Raw genomic sequence first — 22,658 nt, 5'->3', positions numbered from 1 at the left:
TGTCGCCTCCGAAAACGCCCGCGCGGCGGCGGACTACGCCGGGCGGGTCTGCCCGTCGCCCCAGACGATCCACTTGGTGGACGTGAGCTCCGGCAGCGCCATCGGGCCGCGCGCGTGCAGCTTCTGGGTCGAGATGCCGATCTCGGCGCCGAAACCGAACTGCTCGCCGTCGGTGAACGCGGTGGACGCGTTGACCATGACGGCCGCGGCATCGACCCGGCCGGTGAACTCCCGCGCCGCCGCCAGCTCGGCGGTGACGATGGCCTCGGTGTGGCCGGTGCCCCAGGTGTTGATGTGCTCCACGGCCGCGTCCAGATCGTCGACGATCTTGAGCGCGATGTCCAGGGTGAGGTACTCCTCGCCCCAGTCGGCGTCGGTGGCGGGCACCTGACCGGGCAGGTCGCCGTGGATGGTGACGCCGTGCCGCTCCAAGGCCGCGGTGAGCTTGGGCAGCGCGGTGCCGGCGATGGCCTTGTCGATGAGGACCGTCTCGGCCGCGTTGCAGACGCTCGGACGGCGGGTCTTGGCGTTGATCAGGATCTGCTCGGCCATCTCCAAGTCGGCGGCCGCGTGCACGTAGACGTGGCAGTTGCCGGTGCCGGTCTCGATGGTCGGCACGGTGGCGTCGCGCACCACCGCGTTGATCAGCCCGGCGCCGCCGCGCGGGATCACCACGTCGACCAGGCCGCGCGCTTGGATCAGGTGGGTCACGCTGGAGCGGTCGTGGCTGGGCAGCAGCTGCACGGCGTCGGCCGGGATGCCCTGCGCCGTCAGGGCTTTGCGCAGGACGTCGACCAAGGCGGCATTGGACTCGGCGGCCGAGGAGGAGCCGCGAAGCAGTGCGGCGTTGCCCGACTTCAGCGCGAGACCGAAGGCGTCGACCGTGACGTTCGGCCGCGCCTCGTAGACCATGCCGACCACACCGAGCGGTACCCGCACCTGACGAACCTCGAGTCCGTTGGGCAGCGTCGAGCCACGCACCACGTCACCGACCGGGTCCGGCAGACCGGCGACTTGGCGCAGTCCGGAGGCGATGCCGTCGATGCGCGCCTTGGTGAGCCGCAGCCGATCGAGCAGCGAGGCCTCGGTGCCCGCGGCCTCGGCGGTCGCGATGTCCTTGTCGTTGGCCGCAAGCACGGTGTCGGCCGCGCCGAGCAGCGCGTCCGCCGCGGCGTGCAGCGCCTCGTTCTTCTGCGCGGTGGTCAGCTGGGCCAGCGCCCTGGACGCGACGCGGGCCTTTCGCGCGGCGTCGTGTACCGCCTCGCGGACATCCAGCTCGGTCGTCGTTCCTACCGTCATGGCTAACAGCCTACGCACCGGGTCGGCGGTGCTTTCCACGTGCACGAGCAGCCCGGCGCGCGGCCGGGGCGTTCGGATGCGTGCGTGCGGAGCGACCGGGGACTACCGTCCGGCGGTATGACCGCTGACGCCCCCGTCATCGCCGTGCTCGGCAGTATCAACATGGATCTGGTCACCACCACCCGGCGACGGCCCGCGCCCGGGGAGACGGTGCTCGGCAGCGGGTTCACCATGGTCCCCGGCGGCAAGGGCTCGAATCAGGCTATCGCGGCGCGACGAGCGGGCGGCACCGTAGCGTTCCTCGGCGCGGTCGGATCGGACGTTTTCGCGGGTGACCTGCGCCGGGTGCTCACCGAGTCGGGCGTCGGCGCCGACCGGCTGCGCACGGTGCCTGGCCCGAGCGGGATCGCCGCCATCGTGGTGGACAGCACAGGCGAGAACAGCATCGTCGTGGTGAGCGGGGCGAACGCGGCGCTGACCGAGCTGACGGCCGACGACCTCGCGCTGATCGGCGCGTCCGATGTCCTGCTGTGCCAGTTGGAGATTCCAGTGCCGACCGTCGCCGCCGCGGCGCGGCACGCGCGCGCGAAGGGCACCATCGTGATGCTCAATCCATCTCCCGCGCAACGTCTTCCGTCCGAGCTGTGGGAGGAAGTCGATGTGGCCGTGGTGAATTCGGGCGAGGCGGCCCAGCTGGGCGCGGCGCTGCACGCGGTCCGGCACCTGGTGGTCACCCAGGGAGCAGCCGGTGCGACCTATCGCGGTCCGGACGGTGCGGAACTGTCGGTTCCCGGCGTCCCGGTGGACGTCGTCGACACCACCGGCGCGGGCGACGCCTTCACCGGCGCGCTGGCCGCGGCGTGGCATCGCGGACCGCGCGCCGCACTCGAATGGGCGTGCGCCGCAGGCGCTCTCGCCACCACCAGGCTCGGCGCCAGCAGTGCGATCCCGGACCGCGAGCGGATCGAGGCCCTACTGCGCGAGCACGCGAACTAGCCGGACCTTCCCGCCGCTCCGGGCCGCCCAGCGGACCACTACGGGCAGCTCGATCGGGGCCCGGCGCGTCCACCCCGCGTTGTCCCGCGACCGCGCCGCGCAGCGCCTATCGTTGGGATTCATGCCCACCATGCCCGAGCGCATTCCGGCCGACGGGGACGCGGCGGCGCCGATCGATCACATCGACGCCGAGATGATCGCGCTGTCCTTCGTGGACAACGCGGGCATCACGCGGGTGAAGACGGTCCCCGCCGCGCGTCTGGCGCATGCGGCGCGCTTCGGCGTCGGCGTCTCGCCGTGTTTCGAGACCTTCGGATTCGACGATCTGATGACGGTGGGCCGCTATCTCGGCGGACCCGACGGGGACCTGCGGCTCGTGCCCGATCTCGCCGCGCTCACCGAACTCGCCGGTCAGCCCGGCTGGGCCTGGGCGCCCGCCGACAAGTACACCCAGGACGGCACACGGTTCGCGGCCTGCCAGCGCGGTTTCGCGACGCGGCAGGTGGAAGCGGCGCGGCGGGCGGGAGTGCGGCTGTCGATGGCCTTCGAGACCGAGTGGGCGCTGGGCCGAGCCGAGGATCCGATCGGTTTCACCCCCGCCATCCACGGCCCGGGCTACGGCATCATCCGGCTCGGGCAAGTAGCCGAGTACGCGCGCGAATTGGTGAGCCTGCTGATTCGGCAGGGCCTCAGGGTCGAGCAGTTTCACCCGGAATACGCCGTGTCGCAGCTGGAGATCTCCATCGCGCCCAGCGATCCGGTCGCCGCGGCCGACGCGGCGGTGCTGCTGCGGCACACCATCCGGCAGCTCAGCGGGAAGTACGGCTGGCGCGCGACGTTCGCACCCTGCCTCGCTCCCGGCGGCGCGGGTTCCGGTGCGCACCTGCATCTTTCGGCGCACGACGAAAACGGTTCGCTGTTCGCCGAAGGGCCCGGTCCCTACGGCATGAAGGAGGCGGGCGCGGCGTTCCTCGCAGGCGTGCTGCGGGAACTGCCCGCACTGGTCGCGATCGGCGCCGGGAATCCGGCCAGCTTCCTGCGGCTGCAACCCTCCCGGTGGGCGGGGATCTGGCAGTGCTGGGGACGCGAAACACGTGAGGCGGCACTTCGTTTCGTCACGGGTGTGCAAGGCACCGAGCGCTGGGCCGCCAATGCGGAGGTCAAATGCTTCGACGGGACGGGCAATCCGTATCTCATCGTCGGTGCGGTGATCGCCGCCGGACTCGCGGGCATTGCGGAGGGCCTGATCCTGCCCAACGAAATCACCGGTGACCCAGCGACTTTCGCACGCCGCTTTCAAGTCCGCAGACTGCCTGCCGATCCAGCGGAGGCGGCCGCGCACCTGGCCGCGTCCACAGTGCTGGCCGAGGCCATGGGGCCCGAACTACACGACTCGCTGCTCACCGTGCGGCGGGCCGAGGCCGAGCGCTACCGCGGCGCCAGACCCGAAGAGCTCGTCGCGTTCACGCTCTGGCGGTTCTGATGACGCTCACCGACGCCGTCACTCTCACCGATCACCACTGCCACGGCGTCAGGGCGGCCGATCTGGACCGTCCCGGCTTCGAGGCACTGCTCGGCGAGGGACCGCGCGGTTCGTTCGACTCGGCCCTCGGGCTCGCCGTCCGGCGCTGGTGCGCCCCCGTACTCGACCTGCCGCCGCACACCGGGGCGGACGCCTACCTGGCGCGCCGCGCCGATCTCGGCTGGCGCGAGGTGACCGCGCGGCTGCTCGGCGCGGCGGGCACGGCGCGCTGGCTCGTCGACACCGGCCTGCCCGACGGGCTCACCGACCTGGCCGAGTTCGGCGAACTGGCCGGTGGGGAGATCGGTGAGATCGTGCGGCTCGAACAGGTCGCCGAACAGGTCGTCGCCGAGGTGGGCGGCACCGCGAAGGCCTTCGACCGCATCGAGGCCGCGGTGCGCGAACGGGCCGCGGGCGCGGCCGGGCTCAAGACGGTCGCGGCGTACCGGACCGGCTTGGACTTCCCGCTGACCACCACGCCGCCGCCGACGCTCGCGCCCGAACACCGGCTCAGCGATCCGGCCACACTCGGCTGGCTCGTCGGACTCGGCGCGCGGATCGGCGCGGAACTCGGCCTGCCGCTACAGATCCACACCGGCTTCGGCGACCCCGACCTGCGCCTCCAGCACGCCGACCCGCTGCTGCTCACCGACTTCCTGCGCGCGACCGCGCCCACGGGACTCACGGTCGTGCTGTTGCACTGCTGGCCGTTCCACCGCAACGCCGCCTACCTCACGCACGTCTTCGAGCACGTCCGGATGGATCTCGGGCTCGCCATTCCGCACGTCGGCCGCGGCGCACGCACGCTGCTGGCCGAAGCGCTCGAGCTCGCGCCGTTCCGCTCGGTGCTCTACTCCTCCGACGGCTACGGCCTCCCCGAACTGCACTACCTCGGAGCCGTGCTGTGGCGCGACGCCCTCGGCAAGCTGCTCGACGAATGGCTGGCCGACGACGTCATCACCCCCGCCGACGCCGACAACCTCGTCTCCACCCTCGCCCACGGCAATGCCGCGAGGGACTACCCGTTCTCCGGCACCTCGCGGAAGCCCACACCGCGGTAGAGCGCGATCGCCGCGACGCGGAAATCCTCGAGGCACGTCGGGCGCCGAATCGGGGACGGCGAGTCGCGTCGAGACGGGCCCGGCGGGGGCGCCGGAACGGGCCTGCCACGCGGCGCTGTGCGGTGCGACGAAGCCCGGTCGCGGCGCGTTTTAATCGAGTGCGCAGCGGTCAACCAGTCTTTACGGTGGAACTATCCGAAGAGAAAGAAAGAAGGTAGACCGATGTTTCCCGTCGAGCTGCGCGGCACCAGGGCGCAGACGCTGATGTGGGCCAACGAGCACGATATCGAGCCTGCCGCGCTGCGGCAGCTGCGAAACATCGCGCAACTCCAGTGGGTGCACGGGCTGCGCGTGATGCCGGACGTGCACCTGGGCAAAGGGGCGACGGTCGGGTCGGTCATCGCGATGAAGAACGCGGTGGCGCCCGCGGCCGTCGGCGTGGACATCGGGTGCGGTATGGAGAGCGTCCGGACGAATCTGACGGCCGCCGACCTGCCCGACAACCTGCATTCGCTGCGGTCGCGGATCGAGGCCGCCGTGCCGGTGGGCTTCCACGCGCACGACGACCCGGTCAACATCGGCAAGGTCGGCGCCGAGGCCTCGGCATTCGGCGTGGGCACCGCCACGTTGCGGTCGGGCTGGGACCGGTTCTGGGGTTCGTTCACCACGCTCGACAAGGGTGTCGGCGCGCGAGAGTCCAAGGCGCACAAGCAGATGGGCACCTTGGGCGGCGGCAATCACTTCATCGAAGTCTGCCTGGACCAGGACGACACGGTGTGGATCCTGCTGCATTCCGGTAGCCGCAACATCGGCAAGGAACTCGCCGAACGGCATATGACCGTCGCCCGTTCGCTGCCGCACAACGTGGACCTACCGGACCGGGATCTGGCCGTATTCCTCTCCGGCACACCGGAAATGGACGCCTACCGGCACGACCTGACCTGGGCACAGGAGTACGCCGCGCGCAACCGCGCGGTGATGCTGGCGCTGGTCTGCCGTGCGGTGCGTGACGAATTCGCCGGTCGCGACGTGCGTTTCGAGACGCCGATCTCCTGCCACCACAACTATGTGGCGGAGGAGATCATCGACGGCATGCCGATGCTCGTCACTCGCAAGGGCGCCGTCCGCGCGGGCGAGGGTGATCTGGCGCTGATCCCTGGCTCGATGGGTACGCGCTCGTATGTCGTGCGAGGCAAGGGAAATCCCGACTCCTTCCAGTCCGCCGCGCACGGCGCGGGACGGCGAATGAGCCGCAACGCCGCCAAGCGGCAGTTCACCGTCGCCGACCTGATCGCCCAGACCGAGGGCGTCGAGTCCCGCAAGGACGCCGGCGTGGTGGACGAGATCCCGGCCGCCTACAAGGACATCGACGAAGTCATCGCCGCCCAGCGCGACCTGGTCGACGTGGTGGCGACGCTGCGCCAGGTCCTCTGCGTGAAGGGCTGACCTCCGACCCGGCCGGACCCTCGCGGTCCGGCTGGGTACGCAGCCGGGGAGGTCCGGCAGGGCCGTCGGCTGGCGACGGCCCTTGCGTAGCCTGAGGATAGCCCGGCGTGGTATCTCACTGCGCCTGCTTGGACAGATCTGAACAGATGCGCTCGACGGCAGCATCCAGACTCCAGGTCGCGTCGATACGTGTCTCGTCGGCGAACGGCAACGGTTGCCAGCCGTGGTACCACGAACGCATATTGTCGACAGTGAATTCCGCCGCCTCCGGTCGCATCTGGTGGCGTCGTACGGTCTCCTCGAACGACAGATCCCACGCGTAGAACAGAGCTCGCTCTGGGCGACGCCTCAGCCGCTCGAGCATCGCCCCGTAGTGGTCGGCATCCAGAATGCCTTCGACTACCACGACCATGCCGCGGTCCAGACACGACGCGACGATCGTCTCGATCAGTGCCACGCTGAAAGCACCGGATTCGTCGTGTTCGCGAAGAATAGTGCGGCGGACAATATCTTGGGCGACCACAGCGCACCGTCCTTTCAGGAAGCGATGCTGGACCTGCCGGGCGACGGTGGACTTACCCGACCCCGAGTTTCCACGCAGGACAACCAATTGCGCCGACGTTCCACTGTCCATATCCGCCATGATGGGCCACGAACGGTGGGCGTACACCAGGGACAGCTCTACGCGCCAGGTCGCTGGGACATTCCGGGCCCGGCCGCTGGTCCCAGGATCATTATCGCAGCGCAGGCGCATCCCAAGCCCGTGGTAGCCCTCGCATCCCAGCTAGACGACCACCCTCACATCATGACACTCCTGAGGTGGCTTTGCTGGCATCGTGGGCTTCGTGGGTGAACTGGTGGAACGGGTCGACGAGCACGATCGGATTCTCTGTATTGTCGACCGGGACAGAGCGATCCAAGAGCGATGGTTGCATCGGGTAGCGACGATTGTGTGTCGGGACAGCACAAGTCGAATCCTCGTTCATCGGCGACCGGAGACCGATCCGCTGTTCCCTGCGCATTACAACTGGTTGATCGGTGGCGCAGTGGCCGTGGGCGAGTCATACCGGGACGCGGCCAGCCGCGAGCTAGCCGAAGAGCTCGGGGTGCGGTGTCGACCGCGGTTTCTGTTCAAGTTTCTGTGTCACGGTGCGATCGCGCCGTATTGGCTGGGGCTGCACGAGACTGTCGTCGACCAAGATGTTCTTCCGGATCCATCCGAGATCGCCTGGTACGACTGGGTGCCGAAGTCGAAGTTGCGGAATGATATGCGGCAGCGGCCGTTCGTCCCCGACAGCATCGAGGCATTCAGCAGATACTCCGCGCTGACCGGAGATTTGTGAATACCGACTGGAGATATCTGTGAGGAATGTGGTCGATAGCCGAGGCTGACTCTGCGGCCGTGTCGCATCGCGCATGTCGTCTAGGTTGTCCGCCGGGGTCGCTCGGGCGGCTCGGTACAGACAGCCAGGAAGCGATGTCAGCCGATGAGGCAGTCAGAGCCGAGGCCAGGTGACGGCGCAAAGGTGTCCGTCGCGCGATAACGCGAACAGGAACTAGAACGCGTTCTATAGTCTGCACATGCAGACAGCGTCGACGGGACAGCCGGGGGCGAGGCGGGCCGATCCGGTGCGGAAGTGGCGGAGGCGGGTGGGGGCGCTCGTCCTCACTGTCTCCCTGGCCTGTGCGGTTCTGGTCGCGGTTGCCTCACCCGCGGTGGCGATTCCGACCACCAGCGATGCGTTCTATCTGCCTCCGGCCGGTTACGAGTCGACCGAGCCGGGCACGATCCTGCGGTCTCGGCCGATTACGCCGGCCGCGCTCCAGCTGATTCCCATGCGGATTCGCGCGTGGCAGTTGCTGTATCGGACAACGGATGCCAACGGTGCTCCGTACGCCGCGGTGACCACGATCCTGATGGCGGATCACGGCAGGCCCGCGACCGCGATCCTGTCGTACGACAGCATGATCGACGCGATCGCGCCGAATTGCATGCCCTCGCACGTACTGCGGACCGGCGCGCCGTGGTTCGAGTTCGGGGGTAGCGGTGGTCCGATCACGCTGTCCACGACAGCCAGCGAAACCGCGATGATCGCGGCGGGCCTGGCCCAGGGGTGGGCGGTGTCGGTGCCTGACCTCGGTGGCGTCGAGAATCGGTTCCTGACGCCGCGGGAACCGGGATACGTTGCGCTCGATGGGGTTCGAGCCGCGCAGAACCTCGCCGCGCTCGGTCCGATCGGGGCGGAGACGCCCGCACTGTTCTGGGGGTACTCCGGCGGCGGAATCGCCACGACGTGGGCCGCGCAGGTGCAGCCGACGTACGCACCGGAACTGAACGTCGCGGGGATGGCCATCGGTGCGCCGGTTCCGGATTTCGCCGCCGCGATCATGAATGGAAACGGTTCTCCGGTAGCCGGTTTGGTCGCGGTCGGCGTGGCAGCATTGCGGCAGGACTCTCCCGAATTCGCGGAGCTCCTCGATCGCATCGTCACCGAGGAAGGCCAGCAGCTGCTCGCGGGAGCGGCGGCGAGCTGCACACCGCAGAACCTGGTCAGCTTCGCGTTCCGTGACTTCGACAGCCTCTTGACCGAGCCGTTGCAGCAGGTCATGAGCGCGCCACTCACCCAGCGCGTGCTCGCGGAACGAGCTCTGGGCGATACCGCCCCCACCGCGCCGCTGTATGTCTACAACGCCGTCGACGACGAATTGAGCACCATCGCGTCCGCCGATCAGTTCGTCGACGGATATTGCGCCGCAGGCACTTCCGTGACCTACCGGCGCGATGTCATCGCCTCCGTGATCTCCGCGCACACCTTCGAATGGGGTCTCGGCGCGCCCGCCGCTTTCGCTTGGCTGAAGGACCGAGCCGCCGATGCGGGCTTCCCGCCGACCGGTTGCGACATCCAGACGGTGTCGACCCCGACCACACCTGCCGCGCTGAGCACCCTCGGACCCGATTACACCGGCGGTCTACTGGCCGCGATCCTCGGACATCGGTGACGCCGGGCACGTCGTCACCGCGCTCACGGAATGCGATTACCCCGGAACGCACATTCGGGTCATCAGACGTGCGCAGGTGTCGCGGATGGCTCCGCGACACCTGCGACTCGCCCAGCGCGGCAGCGCCAAGCGAAGCGCACACCGTCGCCGCGAGCCCATCGCGCGCCGAATTCAGCGGCGGCGCAACGTGCCCGCGATACCCGCACCGACGAGCAGCACACCGGCTAGGAAGATGCTGCCGTTGATCACCCAGGCGTGCACAGCCAGGCGCGTCTCCGCGGACAGTAGCGGCAGCCCGTCGATGAGACGGAAAGTGTCGTCCGGGAACAGGAAGTAGACGATGCCGGGGAACACACCCCATACCAGACCGGCCAGGACCGTTCCCACGGGCGAGTAGGCCGCCAGGGCGGCGACCAAGAGCAGAAGCGCTGCGCCGCCGATGATTTGGAAGGTCGAGCCGAGGCGGTCGGCGGTGTCGCCGAGGATCACCCACTGTCGGGTATCGGCGGCGCCGTGCGCGGCCAACGCGATCCCGATCGGCGTCACCACCAATCCCGTCAGCACCGCGACGAGCGTGCGTCCTGCGTTCCCACTGGTGCGGAACTGCGCGCCGGGCGGGGTCCAGTTCGGGGGCGGCTGGTACTGGTACGACATCGTTCGCCTCCTGCGATCCCGCCATCGCTGTTCATCGTCGCCCCGCGGCGGTGCTCTCGCGCGACCACGGGGTACCACGATGATCTCGCGAAGCCGCCGGTTCGGTGGCGGATCGGGACTTCGTGGGAATCTGCTCGGCGCGTCGACGCGGGGGCGGGCGGCGGAAGGTGTCAGTGGGATGGGGCACCATGGAGCGCGTGACCACGGCCGAGGAGAGTTTCGCGATCGACGGCACCGCTTCCGACCTGCGGGAGCGGGCCGAAGGGCTGCTGCGCGAGCTGGCGGGGGCGGGCGCGCGGCTACGGGAGGATCAGTGGACCGCGATCGAGGCGCTGGTGGTGCGGCGGCAGCGCGCCCTGGTCGTGCAGCGCACTGGGTGGGGCAAGTCGGCCGTCTATTTCATCGCGGCGAAGCTGCTGCGCGCCGAAGGCCGGGGCCCGACGGTGATCGTGTCGCCGCTGCTCGCGCTCATGCGCAATCAGGTGGCGGCGGCCGAGCGCGCCGGAGTGATCGCGGCGACCATCAACTCGGGCAATGTCACCGAGTGGGACGAGATCCACGATCGGGTCGCCGGTGGCGAGATCGACGTCCTGCTGGTCAGCCCGGAGCGGCTGAACAATCCGGACTTCCGCGATCAGGTCCTGCCGAAGCTGGCCGCCGACGCGGGCCTCGTGGTCATCGACGAAGCGCACTGCGTGTCCGACTGGGGCCACGATTTCCGGCCCGACTACCGTCGCATCCGCACCCTGATCGCCGATCTCGGCTCGGACGTGCCGGTGCTGGCCACCACCGCGACCGCCAACGACCGCGTGGTCACCGATGTCGCGACCCAGATCGGCACCGACACCCTGGTGCTGCGCGGCACGCTCGACCGGGAGTCGCTGCACATGTCGGTGGTGCGCCTGGAGGACGCGGTCGAGCGCACGGCCTGGCTGAGCGGCCACCTGCACCGGCTGCCCGGCTCCGGCATCGTCTACACGCTGACCGTCGCGGCCGCCCACGACCTGGCCGACGTGCTGAACTCGCACGGCCACACCGTCGCGGCCTACACCGGGCAGACCGACCCGGCCGAACGCGAGGCGCTGGAATCGGCGCTGCTGCGCAACGAGGTCAAGGCGCTCATCGCGACCTCCGCGCTCGGCATGGGCTTCGACAAACCCGATCTCGGTTTCGTCGTGCACGTCGGCGCGCCCTCCTCACCCATCGCCTACTACCAGCAGGTGGGCCGCGCGGGTCGCGGCACCGAGCGCGCCGAGGTGGTGCTGCTGCCCGGCCCGGAGGACACCCGGATCTGGAGCTACTTCGCCTCGGTGGCCTTCCCGCGCGAGCACATCGTGCGCACCGTGCTGGACGCCCTCGACCTGGACCGTCCGCTGTCCACCGCGGCGCTGGAGCCGCTGGTGGACTTGAACCGTTCCCGGCTGGAGATGGTGCTCAAGGTGCTGGACGTGGACGGCGCGGTGCGCCGGGTGCGCGGCGGCTGGATCAGCACCGGCGAGCCGTGGGCCTACGACACCGAGCGCTACGAACGTCTGGCCGCGGCCCGCGACGTCGAACAGCAAGCGATGCTGGACTACCAGTCGACCACCGGCTGCCGGATGAACTTCCTGCGCCGCCAGCTCGACGACCCTGGCCTGCCCGCACTGGACGCACAAACGCCTGGCTGCGCTCGCTGCGACAACTGCACCGGGTCGCGCCCCGACGCCACGGTCGACGCCGATGCCGTCGCGGCCACCCGCGCCCGCTTGGACCGCCCCGGCCTGGACCTCGCGCCGCGCAAACAGTGGCCGACCGGCATGGCCAAGCTCGGTATCCCGTTGTCGGGCAAGATCGGTGACGGCGCGGAGACCGGCCGAGTGCTCGGCAGGCTCACCGATCTCGGCTGGGGTCAACGCCTGCGCGCCCTGCTGGACGCTCCCGACGATCCCGTCCCCGACGCCGTCTTCGACGCCTGCATCGTGGTCTTGCGCGAGTGGGATTGGTCCACCCGCCCCACCTCGGTCATGGCCCTGGCGTCCGATCGCCACGCCGTGCTGACCGCCACTCTCGCCGCCCGCCTCGCCGAGGTCGGCAGGCTCCGCGATCTCGGCACCCTCGCGACCCGGCCCGGGCAGCCACCGGTCTCCGCGGCCAACTCCGCGCACCGCGTCGCGGGCCTCTACGACTCGTGGGACGTTCCCGACCTCTCCGGCGTCGACGGCCCGATTCTCCTGGTCGACGCCCGCACCGACACCGGCTGGACCCTCACGGTCGCCGCCCACGCCCTCCGCCGCGCGGGCGCACCCGCTGTCCTCCCCTTCGCGCTGGCCTCGGTCACCTGACCGGGTCGCCTACAAACTCAGCGTCGCCCGCAGACTCGCGTCCAGTGACTCGCTCTCCGCGGCGGTCAACTTCCCCAGCTTCTCGGTGAGCCACGGCCGGTAGGCCCGGTGCAGTTCCAGCGCGTCCACCCAGCCGTGTTCGGTGTACACGCCGAGCACATGGCCGGGATCGCTCACCACCACCGGGACGACGTGCAGCCAGCGGTACGGCGAGGTGATGACGGCCGGGTCGGAGACGAGCACCACCGTGCTGCGCCGGGGGAAGGGGGTGCCGTCGCTGAGAGTCGGTGCGTAGCTCCAGATCTCGCCGCGCCTCATGCGGCACCGCGGGACCGGCGGCGGGCGTCGGCGGCGGCGGACTCGGTGAGGTCGAGTTCGTCGTGGGCGGCGGCCAGGTCGGCGGCGTCGTCGACGGCGATGCTGGTGAGACTGTCGTGCACGAGCGCGGAGCGCAGCGACGCGTTGATCAGCGACGAAAGGCTGCGGTTCTGGCGTTCGGCGGCCTGCTTGGCCCATTCGGCGACCTGCGGATCCAGCGTCACCGTGATGCGCGTCGCCTTACTCATACCTTCATGCATACCAGAACGGTGCACCGCGCGGAACCAGTGCGGCGTGCCCGATCGGACGCCGCGAGGCCCGCGTTTTCGACGGACGTCGTGCGCCCTGGCCCGTTAAGCTCGGACCGTGGCGAGCAAGTCCGCATCGGCCGTCGAGCTGGACGTCGGTGACCGCACCGTGCGCATCTCGAACCCGGATCGGGTGTACTTCCCCGAGTCCGGCGCGACCAAGCTCGACCTCGTGCAGTACTACCTGAGCGTCGGCGACGGCATCGTCAACGCTCTGCGCGACCGTCCGTGCATGCTGCACCGCTTCCCCAAGGGCCTGGCCGGCGACAAGGTGCACCAGAAGCGCCTGCCGCAGGGTGCTCCGGAGTGGATTCCGACGGTGCGCGTCTTCTTCCCGCGCTACGGCCGTCACGCCGACGAGCTGTGCGTGCGGGAACTGGCCGACGTGATCTGGGCCGTCCAGATGTCGACGGTCGAGTTCCATCCGTGGAACTCCCGCCGCGCCGACACCGAACGCCCCGACGAGTGGCGCATCGACCTGGACCCGATGCCGGACTGCCCGTGGTCGCGGGTGCAGCGCGTCGCGGGCGTGGTGCACGAGGTGCTCGACGAACTCGGCGCCGTCGGCTGGCCGAAGACCTCGGGCGGCAACGGACTGCACGTGTACGTGCGGATCGCACCGGAGTGGGGTTTCGCCGACGTGCGCAGGGCCGCGCTGGCATTCGCGCACGAGGTGGAGCGCCGCGCCCCCGACGACGTCACGACCACCTGGTGGCGACGCGACCGCGATCCGAAGCTGCTGTTCGTCGACTACAACCAGAACGCCCGCGACCACACCATTGCCGCGGCCTACTCGGTGCGCGGCGTACCGGAGGCGACCGTCTCCACTCCGGTCCGCTGGGACGAGATCCCCGATATCGATCCGCGCGACTTCACGATAAAGACGGTGCCGTCCCGTTACGCCGAGCTCGGCGACCTGCACGCCGGAATCGATGACGCCGTCTTCGCCATCGACGAGCTGCTGGAGTGGGCAGACCGGGAGCGCCTCGAGGTGGATCCGCCGGAGGAGGATTCTTAACGCGTGGTGCTACCGTCGCGGTGGCGAGCAGTCGGTCCGAGCACGGACCGTCGGTGCCGGCGAAGGAGGTCCGCGATCGTGATCGAGCGTCATCGAGTGGTCCAGTGGCTCAGCGTGTCCTCGCGCGCGACGGAGCCGAGCGTCGGCGAGGCGCGGTCGTGAACGAGACGCCGGTCCCGATCGCGATCGGTCCCACCCAACCCGCGCCGACGCTGCTGGAGAAGGCCGTCACCGAGGGCGGCGCGACGCTGAGCGACCTCGCCGAGGCGCGGGCGTTGATCTGGGCGGGCGGGCCCGGGGAGTTCCCGGAGCGGCTGCCCGACTCCGTCGAGTGGGTGCAGCTGCCCGCGGCGGGCGTCGAGGACTGGTTCACCGGGGGTCTGATCGCCCGGCATCCGAACGTCCGGTTCACCTCCGCCGCAGGCGCTTTCGCCGCCAGTGTGGCCGAGCACGCGCTGATGATGCTGCTCGCCGGGGTGCGCTACCTGCCCGAACAGCTGCGCGCGGGCAGCTGGCGCCAGCAGGACTTCTTCCCGCACGTCGGCACCCTGCGCGGTAAGACCGTCACCATCGTCGGCGCGGGCGGCATCGGCCGCGCGCTGATCCCGATGCTCGTCCCGCTCGGCGCGCACATCATCGCGGTGAACCGGTCCGGTCGACCGGTCACCGGTCCAGGCATTCCGTCGACGGTCGAGACGATCTCGGCCGAGCAGGTGTCCAGGGTGTGGCCGCGCACCGATCACGTGGTGGTGGCCGCGCCCGCGACCGCGGACACCCAGCACCTGATCAGCGCCGACGTGCTGGCCCGGCTCAAGCCCTCCTCGTGGGTGATCAATGTGGCCCGCGGCAGCCTGGTCGACACGGACGCGCTGGTGGCGGCGCTCGCTGTCGGCGCGATCGGCGGCGCCGGGCTCGACGTCACCGACCCGGAGCCGCTGCCGGACGGGCACCCGCTCTGGGTGCTGCCGAATGCCATTGTGACGCCGCACGATTCGAATCCGCCGCAGCTGCGTTTCGCCGCGTTCGCCGACCATGTCGAGGCGAACGTCGTCCGGTTCGTCGAGGGGCGCGAACTGCTCGCGCCGATCGATCCCGCGCGCGGCTACTGACCTCCGCACGGGCCCCGGCGACAGGGACCGCACCGAGCCGACCGGCGAGTTCCACCACACCCGGCCACGGGTCCGCACCCGGCGCACAGGACCCCGTCGAGGCGAAACCGCCGCATTCGGCGCGCACGAGCATCGCCACCCCGCCGTTCGCGATGACGTCGTGACGAGAGCGCCCTAATCTGCCATTGACAAATGGCACATTCACAGATGATCCTTGATCCCATGACAAGGTCAACGAGGACCTCGGTCCCCGGCGTTCCCGCCGCGCCCTCCCTGCGTGCCGGTCTTGCCGCCGCGGCCGCCGAGTACGGATTGCGGCCGCTGAACTGCGCCATTCCCCTGAACACGCCGGGCATCTGGTTCGCGCGCAACCTCATCGCTGCGATCATGGCCGCGGCCGGACCACCACCGGCAGGCACCAGCGTCGCCCCGGTTCGCGCGGGCGCGGTGCGCGGCGAATGGGTGCGAGCACCGGGCGTCGAATTCGGCAGGCGCGCGATCTACTACATCCACGGCAGCGGGTACGTCCTCTGCTCTGCCCGCACCCACCGCGGGCTCGCCGCCCGGCTCTCCCGCGAGACCGGTCGCCCGGTATTCCTCATCGATTACCGGCTGGCGCCGGAGCACCGCTTCCCCGCCGCGGCCGACGATGTGGCGGCGGGCTACCGGTGGCTGCTCCATCGCGGCTACGAGGCGAAAGACCTCGCCATCGCCTGTGATTCGGCGGGCGGGCACCTCGCGCTCGATCTGCTGGTGCAGAACGGGACCCGCGCGCTGCCGCCGCCTGCCGCCGTGGCGATGTTCTCGCCGCTGCTCGACCTCACCTTGAGCCTCGCCGCCGGACAGGAACGGCGCAGACGCGATCCGGTCATCTCGGCGCGCGCCGCCGCCCGGCTGCCTCGTCAGTACACCCGCGGCCTCCCCGCCGACGCGCCCCGGCTGCGGCTCACTGTGCCCGCTGGCATCGAACTGCCGCCGATCCTGGTCCAGGCCGGTGGCGCCGAGATGCTCAGCGCGGACGCGCGGCGGCTGCACGAACTGGTGCGCGCCGCGGGCGGCGTCTGCGAGCTGGAGATCTGGCCGGGCCAGGTGCACGTCTTCCAGGCGCTGCCCCGGCTGGTTCCGGAGGCCGACCTGGCGCTGCGCAGGACCGCGGAATTTCTCGGCGCGGCATGGGCCGCGCGCACCGATGTGGAACAGGTGAGCTGAGATGTTGGAAAGACTTGTCTCGCTGAGCTTTCGATCGCGCCGCAGCCACGGGGCGCGGGCTGTGGTGACGGGCGCGGGCAGCGGCATCGGCCGCGCCTTCGCGGTCGAGCTCGCCGCCCGCGGCGGTCAGGTGATCTGCGCCGATATCGACCAGGCGCGCGCCGAGCAGACCGTCGCGATCATCGAGCGCACCCATCCCGGCGCCGCGCACGCCTTCCGCTGCGATGTGTCCCAGCGCGCGGATGTGGAGGTGCTGGCTCGCTTCGCCGAATCGGTTTTCGACAAGCCGGTCTCTCTGGTGATCAACAACGCGGGTGTCGGCATCGGCGGTAAACCCGTGGGCGCCATCGGTTTCGCCGACTGGGAGTGGGCGCTGGGCACCAATCTCTGGGGCGTGGTGCACGGCTGCGAGATCTTCACCCCGATGCTGCGGGAGGCGGGCCGCGGCGGCATCGTCAACGTCGCCTCGGCGGCCGCCTTCGCGGCCGCGCCCTCCATGGCCGTCTACAACACCTCCAAGGCCGCGGTGCTTTCGCTGTCGGAGACCATGGCCGCCGAACTGAGCGGCAGCGGAGTCGCGGTCACGGTGCTGTGCCCGACCTTCGTCAAGACCAACGTGGCCAAGGACGGACGCATCACCGCCCAGTCCATGCGGCTGGCCGAAACTCTCATGCGCTGGACCGGTTTCACCCCGGAACACGTCGCACGCATCACGCTCGACGCCAACGACCGCGGCAGCCTCTACGTCGTACCGCAACTCGACGCGCAGCTGATCTGGCGCCTCAAGCGCTACTTCCCCGCGCCCTACACCCTCGCCCTCGGCCTGCTGGAACGCCTGCTGCCGCAGGACGATTCGACCACTCCGGACCGCGCCGCGGTCACCGACAAGACGGGAGTCTGACATGGCCGCCATCGCTATGGACTTCGAGGACATGCTCCGCAAGATCAAGGACCGCCAGTGGGCGCTGGCCGACATCGACTGGGACGCTCCCGGCGCGGAGACCATCACCCCCGAGCTGCACGCGCGGCTCAAGCCGTTCATGGCCGACCTCATGTGGATCGAGAACGTCGGCGCCCGCGGTTTCGCGGCCATGGCCAAGAAGGCGCCCACCGAAACCCTGCGCGAGATCTACCGCTACTTCCACGCCGAGGAACAGAAGCACGCCAACGCCGAGCTGGCGCTGATGCGCCGCTGGGGCATGCTCGACGGCGACGAGATCCCGCAGCCGAACGTGAACGTCAAGCTGGTCATCGACTTCCTGGACAAGTACTCCGACGACATGTCGCTGTCGTTCCTCGGCACGGTGATCCCGATGCTCGAGGTGGCGCTGGACGGCGCACTGGTCAAGTTCATCATGGACGAGATCGAGGATCCGGTCTGCCAGGAGGCGTTCAAGCGGATCAATGCCGACGAATCTCGGCACCTGGCGGTCGATTTCGCGGTGATGGATCTGCTCGGGCACGCCGAGATGCGCAAGCTGCTCATCGAGCTGATCGGCGGTTGGGTCAAGCCGACCTTCCTGATCGGCGTGCTGAGCTACGTGCCGCTGCTGAACAAGATGCGCGACAACATCGTCGCGATGGGCGTGGACGAGGAGAAGCTCTACACGGCGCTGAAGCGCTACCGCACTGTCGGCGAGCGCAGCGATTTCGCGCGCAGGCTGCCGATGTATCAGATCGTGAAGATGCACGGCGGCTGGGTGGTGAACCGAGACCACCCGTATCACGTGCTGGCCGACGCCCTGGTCAAGATCACCGCGCGGGTGCCGAAGCGGTTGCTGCGCCGAGATCCCACCTGGGCCAAGGAAATCACCTACGAACCGGCTGCTCGAGGGACAACGCCATGACCAATACACAGACGCTCGACGTCGCGGTGATCGGCGGCGGCTTCGCTGGCATCGGCGCCGCGATCCGTTTGAAACAGCGCGGCATCGAGAACTTCGCCATCCTGGAGCGCGACACCGCACTCGGCGGCACCTGGCGCGACAACACCTATCCCGGTGCGGCCTGCGACATTCCGTCGCGGCTCTACTCCTACAGTTTCGCGCCCAATCCGAACTGGTCGCAGACCTATTCCGGCAGCGCGGAGATCCTCGGCTACATCGAGTCGATGGCGACGCAGTATCGGCTGCGCCCGCACGTTCGATTCGGTTGCACCGTCACCGGACTCGCGTTCGACGAGGACGCGGGCATGTGGGACATCGCGGTGGAAGGCGCCGCGCCCGTGCGGGCACGCACCGTGGTGCTCGCCTCCGGACCGCTGGCGAACGCGAGCTTCCCCGCCCTCCGCGGCATAGAGACCTACGAAGGGCACAAGATCCACAGTGCCCGTTGGGATCACGACTACGACTTCACCGGCAAGCGGGTCGCGGTGATCGGCACCGGGGCGAGCGCGGTGCAGATCATCCCCGAGCTGGTCGACAAGGCCGCCTCGGTCAAGGTGTTCCAGCGCACGCCCGGCTGGGTGCTGCCCCGGGTGAACCGGCGCACCAGCCCGCTCACCAAGAGCCTCTACCGGCACGTGCCAGGGGCGGAATCGCTGGCCAGGCGCGCCTGGTTCTACGGGCACGAGTCGGTGGCGCTCGGCGTCGTGTGGAACACCCCGCTGACCCGCGTCGTCGAGCTGGCCGGACGGGCCCAGCTGCGCAGGCAGGTGCGCGACCCGTGGCTGCGCCGCCAGCTGACGCCGGACTTTCGTGCCGGGTGCAAGCGCCTGCTGATGACCGACGACTACTACCCGGCGTTGCAGCGCGACAACTGCAAGCTGATCACCTGGCCGATCGCGCGACTCGCACCGCACGGCATCCGCACCGCGGAAGGTGTTGAGCACCAGGCGGATTGCATCGTGTTCGCGACCGGGTTCGACGTGTCCAAAGCCGGGACGCCGATCCCGATCACCGGCCGCGACGGCCGGGTGCTCGCCGAGGAGTGGTCGCGGGGCGCGTACGCGTACAAGAGCGTCGCCGTGTCGGGCTATCCGAATCTGTTCTTCACCTTCGGGCCGAATTCCGGACCCGGCCACAATTCGGCGCTGGTGTACATGGAGGCCCAGATCGACTACCTGGTCGAGGCGATCGGCACCGTCCTGGACCGGGACCTGCGCATGCTCGACGTCCGCAGGGACCGCCAGGACCGATACAACACGGCGATCCAGCGCAGGCTCACCGCGACCACCTGGAACTCCGGCTGCCACAGCTGGTACCTGACCGACGACGGCTTCAACGCCACCATGTATCCCGGTTTCGCGACGCAGTACGTGCACCAGCTGCGCGAGCTGCGGCTCGAGGACTATCACGTGGTGGCCGCAGACGCGGGTGCGCGGGCGGCCCGGATCGCGGCGGTCTCCTAGCGGGCGAGCCGGCCGACCCGCCGGAACGACGTGAGCCCGGCGCGCGCCCGTAGGTGCCGCCGGGCTCGTCTCGCTAGACTCGGTTCTTTCGACGATCAAGGTCGCGGCCGCCGGGGCATCCGGTGCGCCGCGGCGGGCGAGGAGGTGAGCACGGTGGCCGAGTATCGGATCGACGATCTGGCCCGCGCGGCGGGCACCACCACCCGCAACGTGCGCGCCTACCAGGAGCGCGGCCTGCTGCCGCCGCCGATCGGCAAGGACGGCAGGGCAAGCATCTACGACGAAACGCACCTGGACCGGCTGCGGCTGATCGACGCGCTGTTGCAGCGCGGCTTCACCACCGCGCACATCGCCGATTTCATCACCAGCTGGGAGACCGGCAAGGACCTGACCGAGGTGCTCGGCCTCCAGCACGCGGTCACCGCCGCCTGGGCGAAGACCGAGACCTTCGAGGTCCCGCGCGAGCTGATCGAGACGCTGCTCGGCGCCGAGGCCGCCGATCTGGTCGACCGGCTGACCGAGATGAAGCTGGTCCGGGTCGAGGGCGAGACCGTGGTGTTCACCGACACCCAGCTGCTGGCCTCCTTCGCCGAACTGCACGAATACGGCTTGGAGCTACGCACCCTCATCGAGATCTACGCCAAGGTCGCCGACCGGATCGACGACATCACCCACATCATGATCACCGCCGCCAAGCAGCACATCATCGACGAGCACGGCCCGGGCTGGCTGCCCGAGACCAGCGGCGAAATCGCCGAGACCACAACGATGTTGAACAAGATGCGGGAGCTGGCCACCGCGTCGGTGCACGCCACCCTCGCGCGGTCGCTCGACGTGACGCTGCGCCGCGAACTCGGCGAGTATCTCGCCACCGCCGCCGAGCGGGAAGCCAAGCGCACCGGCAAACGCTCCTGACGCACGTCATCGCCGCGCGTAGAGCACCGCGGCACAGCCGTACCCGACGGCGGTGAGCCCGAGACACCACAGCACCGCCGCGACGGCCTGCCCTCCCCCGCCGCTCGCCAGGAGACCGCGCACGGTGCCGATCACCGGTGTGGCGGGCTGGTTCTCGGCGAACGAGCGCAGCCAGCCGGGCATGGTACCGATCGGGACGAACGCGCCGCTGACATAAGGAACGAACATGACGGCGTAGGTGAACCCGCCCGCGGCCTCCGGACTCCTGGCCAGCACGCCGAGCGCGACCGCGATCCAGGTGACGGCGTGCACGAACAACACGATGAGCCCGAACGCGGCCGCCCAGTCGAACATGCCTGCGCCGGAACGGAATCCGAGCGCGAAGGCGATCGCGAGCACGATGCCGACGGCAGCGAGGTTACGGACGACGCCCTCCCCCACATGTCCCGCGAGCAGCGCCTGCCGGAAGGCGGGCAGCGTACGGAACCTCTCCACAGCGCCGGAGATCATGTCCGTCGATACCGCCGTCGCGGTAATGGACGCGCCGAAACCAGTGCACAGCAGGATGATTCCCGGCAGCACATAATCGAGGTAGGGCATGCCGACCTGGATCGCGCCGCCGAAGACGTAGACGAACAGCAGCATGATCAGGATCGGCAGCAGCAGCGAGACGATCAGGGTGTCGCGGCTGCGCAGGGTACGGCGCGTCGCGCGCCGGAACATGACCGCGGAATCCGCGACCGCCGCCGCCAACCGTCTCATCCGCGCCGGGCGAGTGCGCGCGTCGTCCTGCCAGGGCTGGACAGGCGGGTACCGAAGGCGTTGGACGCGGTCAGGATCACGTCGCGGCACGCTCGACGATGTCGGCCGTGCGCCGGGTCGCGTCCGAGCTCGAATGCAGCCGCGCAGCCAGGCTTTTCGCCCGCTGCCTGGTCTCCGGTGCGAGCAGGGTCCGGACGCCTTCGGTCAGCCGCTCCGCGTCCAGCCGCTGGAACGGCAGATGCGCGCCGACTCCGAGCCGTGCGACCTGACCGCCCCACATCGGCTGATCGAACGACACCGAGCAGACCAGCGTCGGCAGGCCTGCGCGCAGGCTCTCGAAGGTGGTGCCGATTCCGCCGTGATGCACGGCCGCGGCGCACAGCGGGAAGACGATGTCGTGCGCGAGCGGTCCGACGACCCGCACGTTCGGGCCGGTCTCGGCGTTCGCGGCGTCCAGATCGCTCCATCCCGCGCTCACCAGCCCGCGCCTGCCGAGCCGCGCGCAGACCTGCTCCACGATGGCCAGCACCGCGTGCGTGTCTCTGATGGGCATGCTGCCGAACCCGAAGTACACCGGCGGCTCGCCCTCCGCGATCCAGGCCAGCACCTCGCCGTGATCGGCGGCGAGCTCACCGACCGCCTCGCGCGCCGAGCGCTCGAGCGGCAGGAAGCCGACTAGCGGCCTGCGCTCACCCCACTCCTCGGCCAGACCAGGCACCAGCGCGCGATCGTAGATCTGCACCTCGGGCACGCCGCGGCGATCCAGCACGGCCGCCGGGCTGGCCACCGACCTGCGCAGGCCCAGTTCGCGGCGCAGCTGGTCGAGGTAGCGCAGGAAGACCACCCGCCGCAGGTTCTCGGCCAGCGCCCAGGTCGCGCGGTTGACCGCGGCGGGCGGACGCCAGTGCGGCGGCAGCGCGCCGGGGAACGGGTACGCCCCGTTCTTGCGGCCGGGGAATCCGTGCATGGTCACCATCGGCACCCCCATCGCCTCAGCCACCGACGCGGCCCGATCCTCGGTGAGCAGCGTGGAGACGATGATGTCGGCGTCTCGGCAGACCTCGACGACCTCCCGGTTCATCCGCTCGGCGTAGTCGGCCATCTGCTTGCCGACCAGCTGCATCAACCGGAAACTGCTGCCCGCGGCCAGCGCGCGCTGCCCCTCGTCGGAGGCGTACAGCTGCTGCACGTCCGGACCGCACGGGATCGCGGTCAGCCCGGCGCGCGCGGTGAAATCGATGAGATTGGGCGGAGCGCCGACGGTCACCTCGTGGCCGCGGCGGCGCAGTTCCAGACCGAGCGCCACCGCGGGTTGCACGTCCCCGCGCGTGCCGGTCAGCGGTATCGCCACCTTCATGCCGTCGCCTCCCG

At 69.7% G+C, this 22,658-nt stretch carries 21 protein-coding genes; 14 read left to right on the top strand and 7 right to left on the bottom strand.

Annotation, left to right across the window (positions count from 1 at the left end):
* Window positions 1–33: 33 nt before the first annotated feature.
* Window positions 34–1,299 carry a glutamate-5-semialdehyde dehydrogenase gene (locus AC3EO7_RS07925; RefSeq protein ID WP_431962769.1) on the bottom strand — a complete coding sequence of 422 codons (1,266 nt, stop codon included), beginning with the start codon at window positions 1,297–1,299 and terminating at the stop codon, window positions 34–36.
* Window positions 1,300–1,416: 117 nt separating this feature from the next.
* Between AC3EO7_RS07925 and AC3EO7_RS07920 the strand changes: the two genes are divergently transcribed.
* The 4 genes from AC3EO7_RS07920 to AC3EO7_RS07905 all read left to right on the top strand — a co-directional run bounded on the left by AC3EO7_RS07920 (window position 1,417) and on the right by AC3EO7_RS07905 (window position 6,324).
* On the top strand, window positions 1,417–2,295 hold the full coding sequence (locus AC3EO7_RS07920) for a ribokinase (protein WP_435590861.1): 879 nt from the start codon (window positions 1,417–1,419) through the stop codon (window positions 2,293–2,295).
* 121 nt (window positions 2,296–2,416) lie between these two features.
* Complete coding sequence (locus AC3EO7_RS07915) at window positions 2,417–3,778, top strand: type I glutamate--ammonia ligase (protein ID WP_431962765.1); 1,362 nt, start codon at window positions 2,417–2,419, stop codon at window positions 3,776–3,778.
* Window positions 3,778–4,878: an amidohydrolase family protein gene (locus AC3EO7_RS07910; protein ID WP_431962763.1), complete on the top strand. Its 1,101-nt coding sequence runs from the start codon at window positions 3,778–3,780 to the stop codon at window positions 4,876–4,878. The genes AC3EO7_RS07915 and AC3EO7_RS07910 overlap by 1 nt, the downstream gene beginning before the upstream one ends.
* A gap of 222 nt (window positions 4,879–5,100) precedes the next feature.
* A complete protein-coding gene (locus tag AC3EO7_RS07905; protein WP_431962761.1) occupies window positions 5,101–6,324 on the top strand; it encodes an RtcB family protein in 1,224 nt (407 codons plus the stop codon).
* 115 nt (window positions 6,325–6,439) lie between these two features.
* Here the strand turns inward: AC3EO7_RS07905 and AC3EO7_RS07900 are convergent, their stop codons facing one another.
* On the bottom strand, window positions 6,440–6,958 hold the full coding sequence (locus AC3EO7_RS07900; protein WP_435590860.1) for an AAA family ATPase: 519 nt from the start codon (window positions 6,956–6,958) through the stop codon (window positions 6,440–6,442).
* A 211-nt stretch (window positions 6,959–7,169) separates the two neighbouring features.
* Between AC3EO7_RS07900 and AC3EO7_RS07895 the strand changes: the two genes are divergently transcribed.
* Window positions 7,170–7,667 carry an NUDIX hydrolase gene (locus AC3EO7_RS07895; protein ID WP_435590859.1) on the top strand — a complete coding sequence of 166 codons (498 nt, stop codon included), beginning with the start codon at window positions 7,170–7,172 and terminating at the stop codon, window positions 7,665–7,667.
* Window positions 7,668–7,905: 238 nt separating this feature from the next.
* Window positions 7,906–9,324 carry a lipase family protein gene (locus AC3EO7_RS07890; protein ID WP_435590858.1) on the top strand — a complete coding sequence of 473 codons (1,419 nt, stop codon included), beginning with the start codon at window positions 7,906–7,908 and terminating at the stop codon, window positions 9,322–9,324.
* Window positions 9,325–9,495: 171 nt separating this feature from the next.
* Here AC3EO7_RS07890 and AC3EO7_RS07885 read toward each other — a convergent pair whose 3' ends face one another.
* Entirely contained in the window at window positions 9,496–9,978 is a 483-nt protein-coding gene (locus AC3EO7_RS07885) for a hypothetical protein (protein WP_431962757.1), read from the bottom strand.
* A gap of 188 nt (window positions 9,979–10,166) precedes the next feature.
* Here AC3EO7_RS07885 and AC3EO7_RS07880 point away from each other — a divergent pair, with 188 nt between their 5' ends.
* Window positions 10,167–12,299: a RecQ family ATP-dependent DNA helicase gene (locus tag AC3EO7_RS07880; RefSeq protein ID WP_435590857.1), complete on the top strand. Its 2,133-nt coding sequence runs from the start codon at window positions 10,167–10,169 to the stop codon at window positions 12,297–12,299.
* Between the two features lie 9 nt (window positions 12,300–12,308).
* On the opposite strand, the gene AC3EO7_RS07875 is transcribed toward AC3EO7_RS07880, so the two are convergent.
* Complete coding sequence (locus tag AC3EO7_RS07875) at window positions 12,309–12,617, bottom strand: hypothetical protein (RefSeq protein WP_431962753.1); 309 nt, start codon at window positions 12,615–12,617, stop codon at window positions 12,309–12,311.
* Entirely contained in the window at window positions 12,614–12,865 is a 252-nt protein-coding gene (locus tag AC3EO7_RS07870; protein ID WP_435590856.1) for a DUF6364 family protein, read from the bottom strand. Before AC3EO7_RS07870 ends, AC3EO7_RS07875 begins: the two co-directional genes overlap by 4 nt.
* A gap of 118 nt (window positions 12,866–12,983) precedes the next feature.
* On the opposite strand from AC3EO7_RS07870, the gene ligD reads away from it, so the two are divergent.
* From ligD to AC3EO7_RS07835, 7 genes are all read left to right on the top strand, one after another.
* Entirely contained in the window at window positions 12,984–13,943 is a 960-nt protein-coding gene (gene ligD, locus AC3EO7_RS07865) for a non-homologous end-joining DNA ligase (protein WP_431962749.1), read from the top strand.
* Window positions 13,944–14,101: 158 nt separating this feature from the next.
* Window positions 14,102–15,052, top strand: coding sequence for a D-isomer specific 2-hydroxyacid dehydrogenase family protein (locus AC3EO7_RS07860; RefSeq protein ID WP_435590855.1), 951 nt, complete (start codon window positions 14,102–14,104; stop codon window positions 15,050–15,052).
* Window positions 15,053–15,274: 222 nt separating this feature from the next.
* Window positions 15,275–16,261, top strand: a complete 987-nt coding sequence (locus AC3EO7_RS07855) for an alpha/beta hydrolase (protein ID WP_435590854.1) — start codon at window positions 15,275–15,277, stop codon at window positions 16,259–16,261.
* Window position 16,262: 1 nt separating this feature from the next.
* A complete protein-coding gene (locus AC3EO7_RS07850; protein WP_435590853.1) occupies window positions 16,263–17,162 on the top strand; it encodes an SDR family NAD(P)-dependent oxidoreductase in 900 nt (299 codons plus the stop codon).
* Between the two features lies 1 nt (window position 17,163).
* Entirely contained in the window at window positions 17,164–18,108 is a 945-nt protein-coding gene (locus AC3EO7_RS07845; protein WP_435590852.1) for a ferritin-like domain-containing protein, read from the top strand.
* A complete protein-coding gene (locus AC3EO7_RS07840) occupies window positions 18,105–19,610 on the top strand; it encodes a flavin-containing monooxygenase (RefSeq protein ID WP_435590851.1) in 1,506 nt (501 codons plus the stop codon). Before AC3EO7_RS07845 ends, AC3EO7_RS07840 begins: the two co-directional genes overlap by 4 nt.
* A 153-nt stretch (window positions 19,611–19,763) precedes the next feature.
* Complete coding sequence (locus AC3EO7_RS07835) at window positions 19,764–20,525, top strand: MerR family transcriptional regulator (protein ID WP_431962737.1); 762 nt, start codon at window positions 19,764–19,766, stop codon at window positions 20,523–20,525.
* A gap of 6 nt (window positions 20,526–20,531) precedes the next feature.
* On the opposite strand, the gene AC3EO7_RS07830 is transcribed toward AC3EO7_RS07835, so the two are convergent.
* Both AC3EO7_RS07830 and AC3EO7_RS07825 read right to left on the bottom strand, forming a co-directional pair.
* A complete protein-coding gene (locus AC3EO7_RS07830; protein WP_435590850.1) occupies window positions 20,532–21,287 on the bottom strand; it encodes an ABC transporter permease in 756 nt (251 codons plus the stop codon).
* Window positions 21,288–21,363: 76 nt separating this feature from the next.
* Entirely contained in the window at window positions 21,364–22,644 is a 1,281-nt protein-coding gene (locus AC3EO7_RS07825) for a glycosyltransferase (RefSeq protein WP_435590849.1), read from the bottom strand.
* Window positions 22,645–22,658: the final 14 nt, after the last annotated feature.

The organism is Nocardia sp. bgisy118 (assembly GCF_057708605.1).
This window is presented reverse-complemented; position numbering and strand designations above follow the sequence as displayed.

Coding starts and splice junctions, on each gene's coding strand:
- AC3EO7_RS07875 (WP_431962753.1), bottom strand. CDS start 12,617: ATGAGGCGCGGCGAGATCTGGAGCTACGCACCGACTCTCAGCGACGGC.
- AC3EO7_RS07905 (WP_431962761.1), top strand. CDS start 5,101: ATGTTTCCCGTCGAGCTGCGCGGCACCAGGGCGCAGACGCTGATGTGG.
- AC3EO7_RS07845 (WP_435590852.1), top strand. CDS start 17,164: ATGGCCGCCATCGCTATGGACTTCGAGGACATGCTCCGCAAGATCAAG.
- AC3EO7_RS07855 (WP_435590854.1), top strand. CDS start 15,275: ATGACAAGGTCAACGAGGACCTCGGTCCCCGGCGTTCCCGCCGCGCCC.
- AC3EO7_RS07925 (WP_431962769.1), bottom strand. CDS start 1,299: ATGACGGTAGGAACGACGACCGAGCTGGATGTCCGCGAGGCGGTACAC.
- AC3EO7_RS07870 (WP_435590856.1), bottom strand. CDS start 12,865: ATGAGTAAGGCGACGCGCATCACGGTGACGCTGGATCCGCAGGTCGCC.
- AC3EO7_RS07915 (WP_431962765.1), top strand. CDS start 2,417: ATGCCCACCATGCCCGAGCGCATTCCGGCCGACGGGGACGCGGCGGCG.
- AC3EO7_RS07910 (WP_431962763.1), top strand. CDS start 3,778: ATGACGCTCACCGACGCCGTCACTCTCACCGATCACCACTGCCACGGC.
- AC3EO7_RS07850 (WP_435590853.1), top strand. CDS start 16,263: ATGTTGGAAAGACTTGTCTCGCTGAGCTTTCGATCGCGCCGCAGCCAC.
- AC3EO7_RS07830 (WP_435590850.1), bottom strand. CDS start 21,287: ATGAGACGGTTGGCGGCGGCGGTCGCGGATTCCGCGGTCATGTTCCGG.
- AC3EO7_RS07880 (WP_435590857.1), top strand. CDS start 10,167: ATGGAGCGCGTGACCACGGCCGAGGAGAGTTTCGCGATCGACGGCACC.
- AC3EO7_RS07920 (WP_435590861.1), top strand. CDS start 1,417: ATGACCGCTGACGCCCCCGTCATCGCCGTGCTCGGCAGTATCAACATG.
- AC3EO7_RS07900 (WP_435590860.1), bottom strand. CDS start 6,958: ATGGACAGTGGAACGTCGGCGCAATTGGTTGTCCTGCGTGGAAACTCG.
- AC3EO7_RS07825 (WP_435590849.1), bottom strand. CDS start 22,644: ATGAAGGTGGCGATACCGCTGACCGGCACGCGCGGGGACGTGCAACCC.
- AC3EO7_RS07890 (WP_435590858.1), top strand. CDS start 7,906: ATGCAGACAGCGTCGACGGGACAGCCGGGGGCGAGGCGGGCCGATCCG.
- AC3EO7_RS07885 (WP_431962757.1), bottom strand. CDS start 9,978: ATGTCGTACCAGTACCAGCCGCCCCCGAACTGGACCCCGCCCGGCGCG.
- AC3EO7_RS07840 (WP_435590851.1), top strand. CDS start 18,105: ATGACCAATACACAGACGCTCGACGTCGCGGTGATCGGCGGCGGCTTC.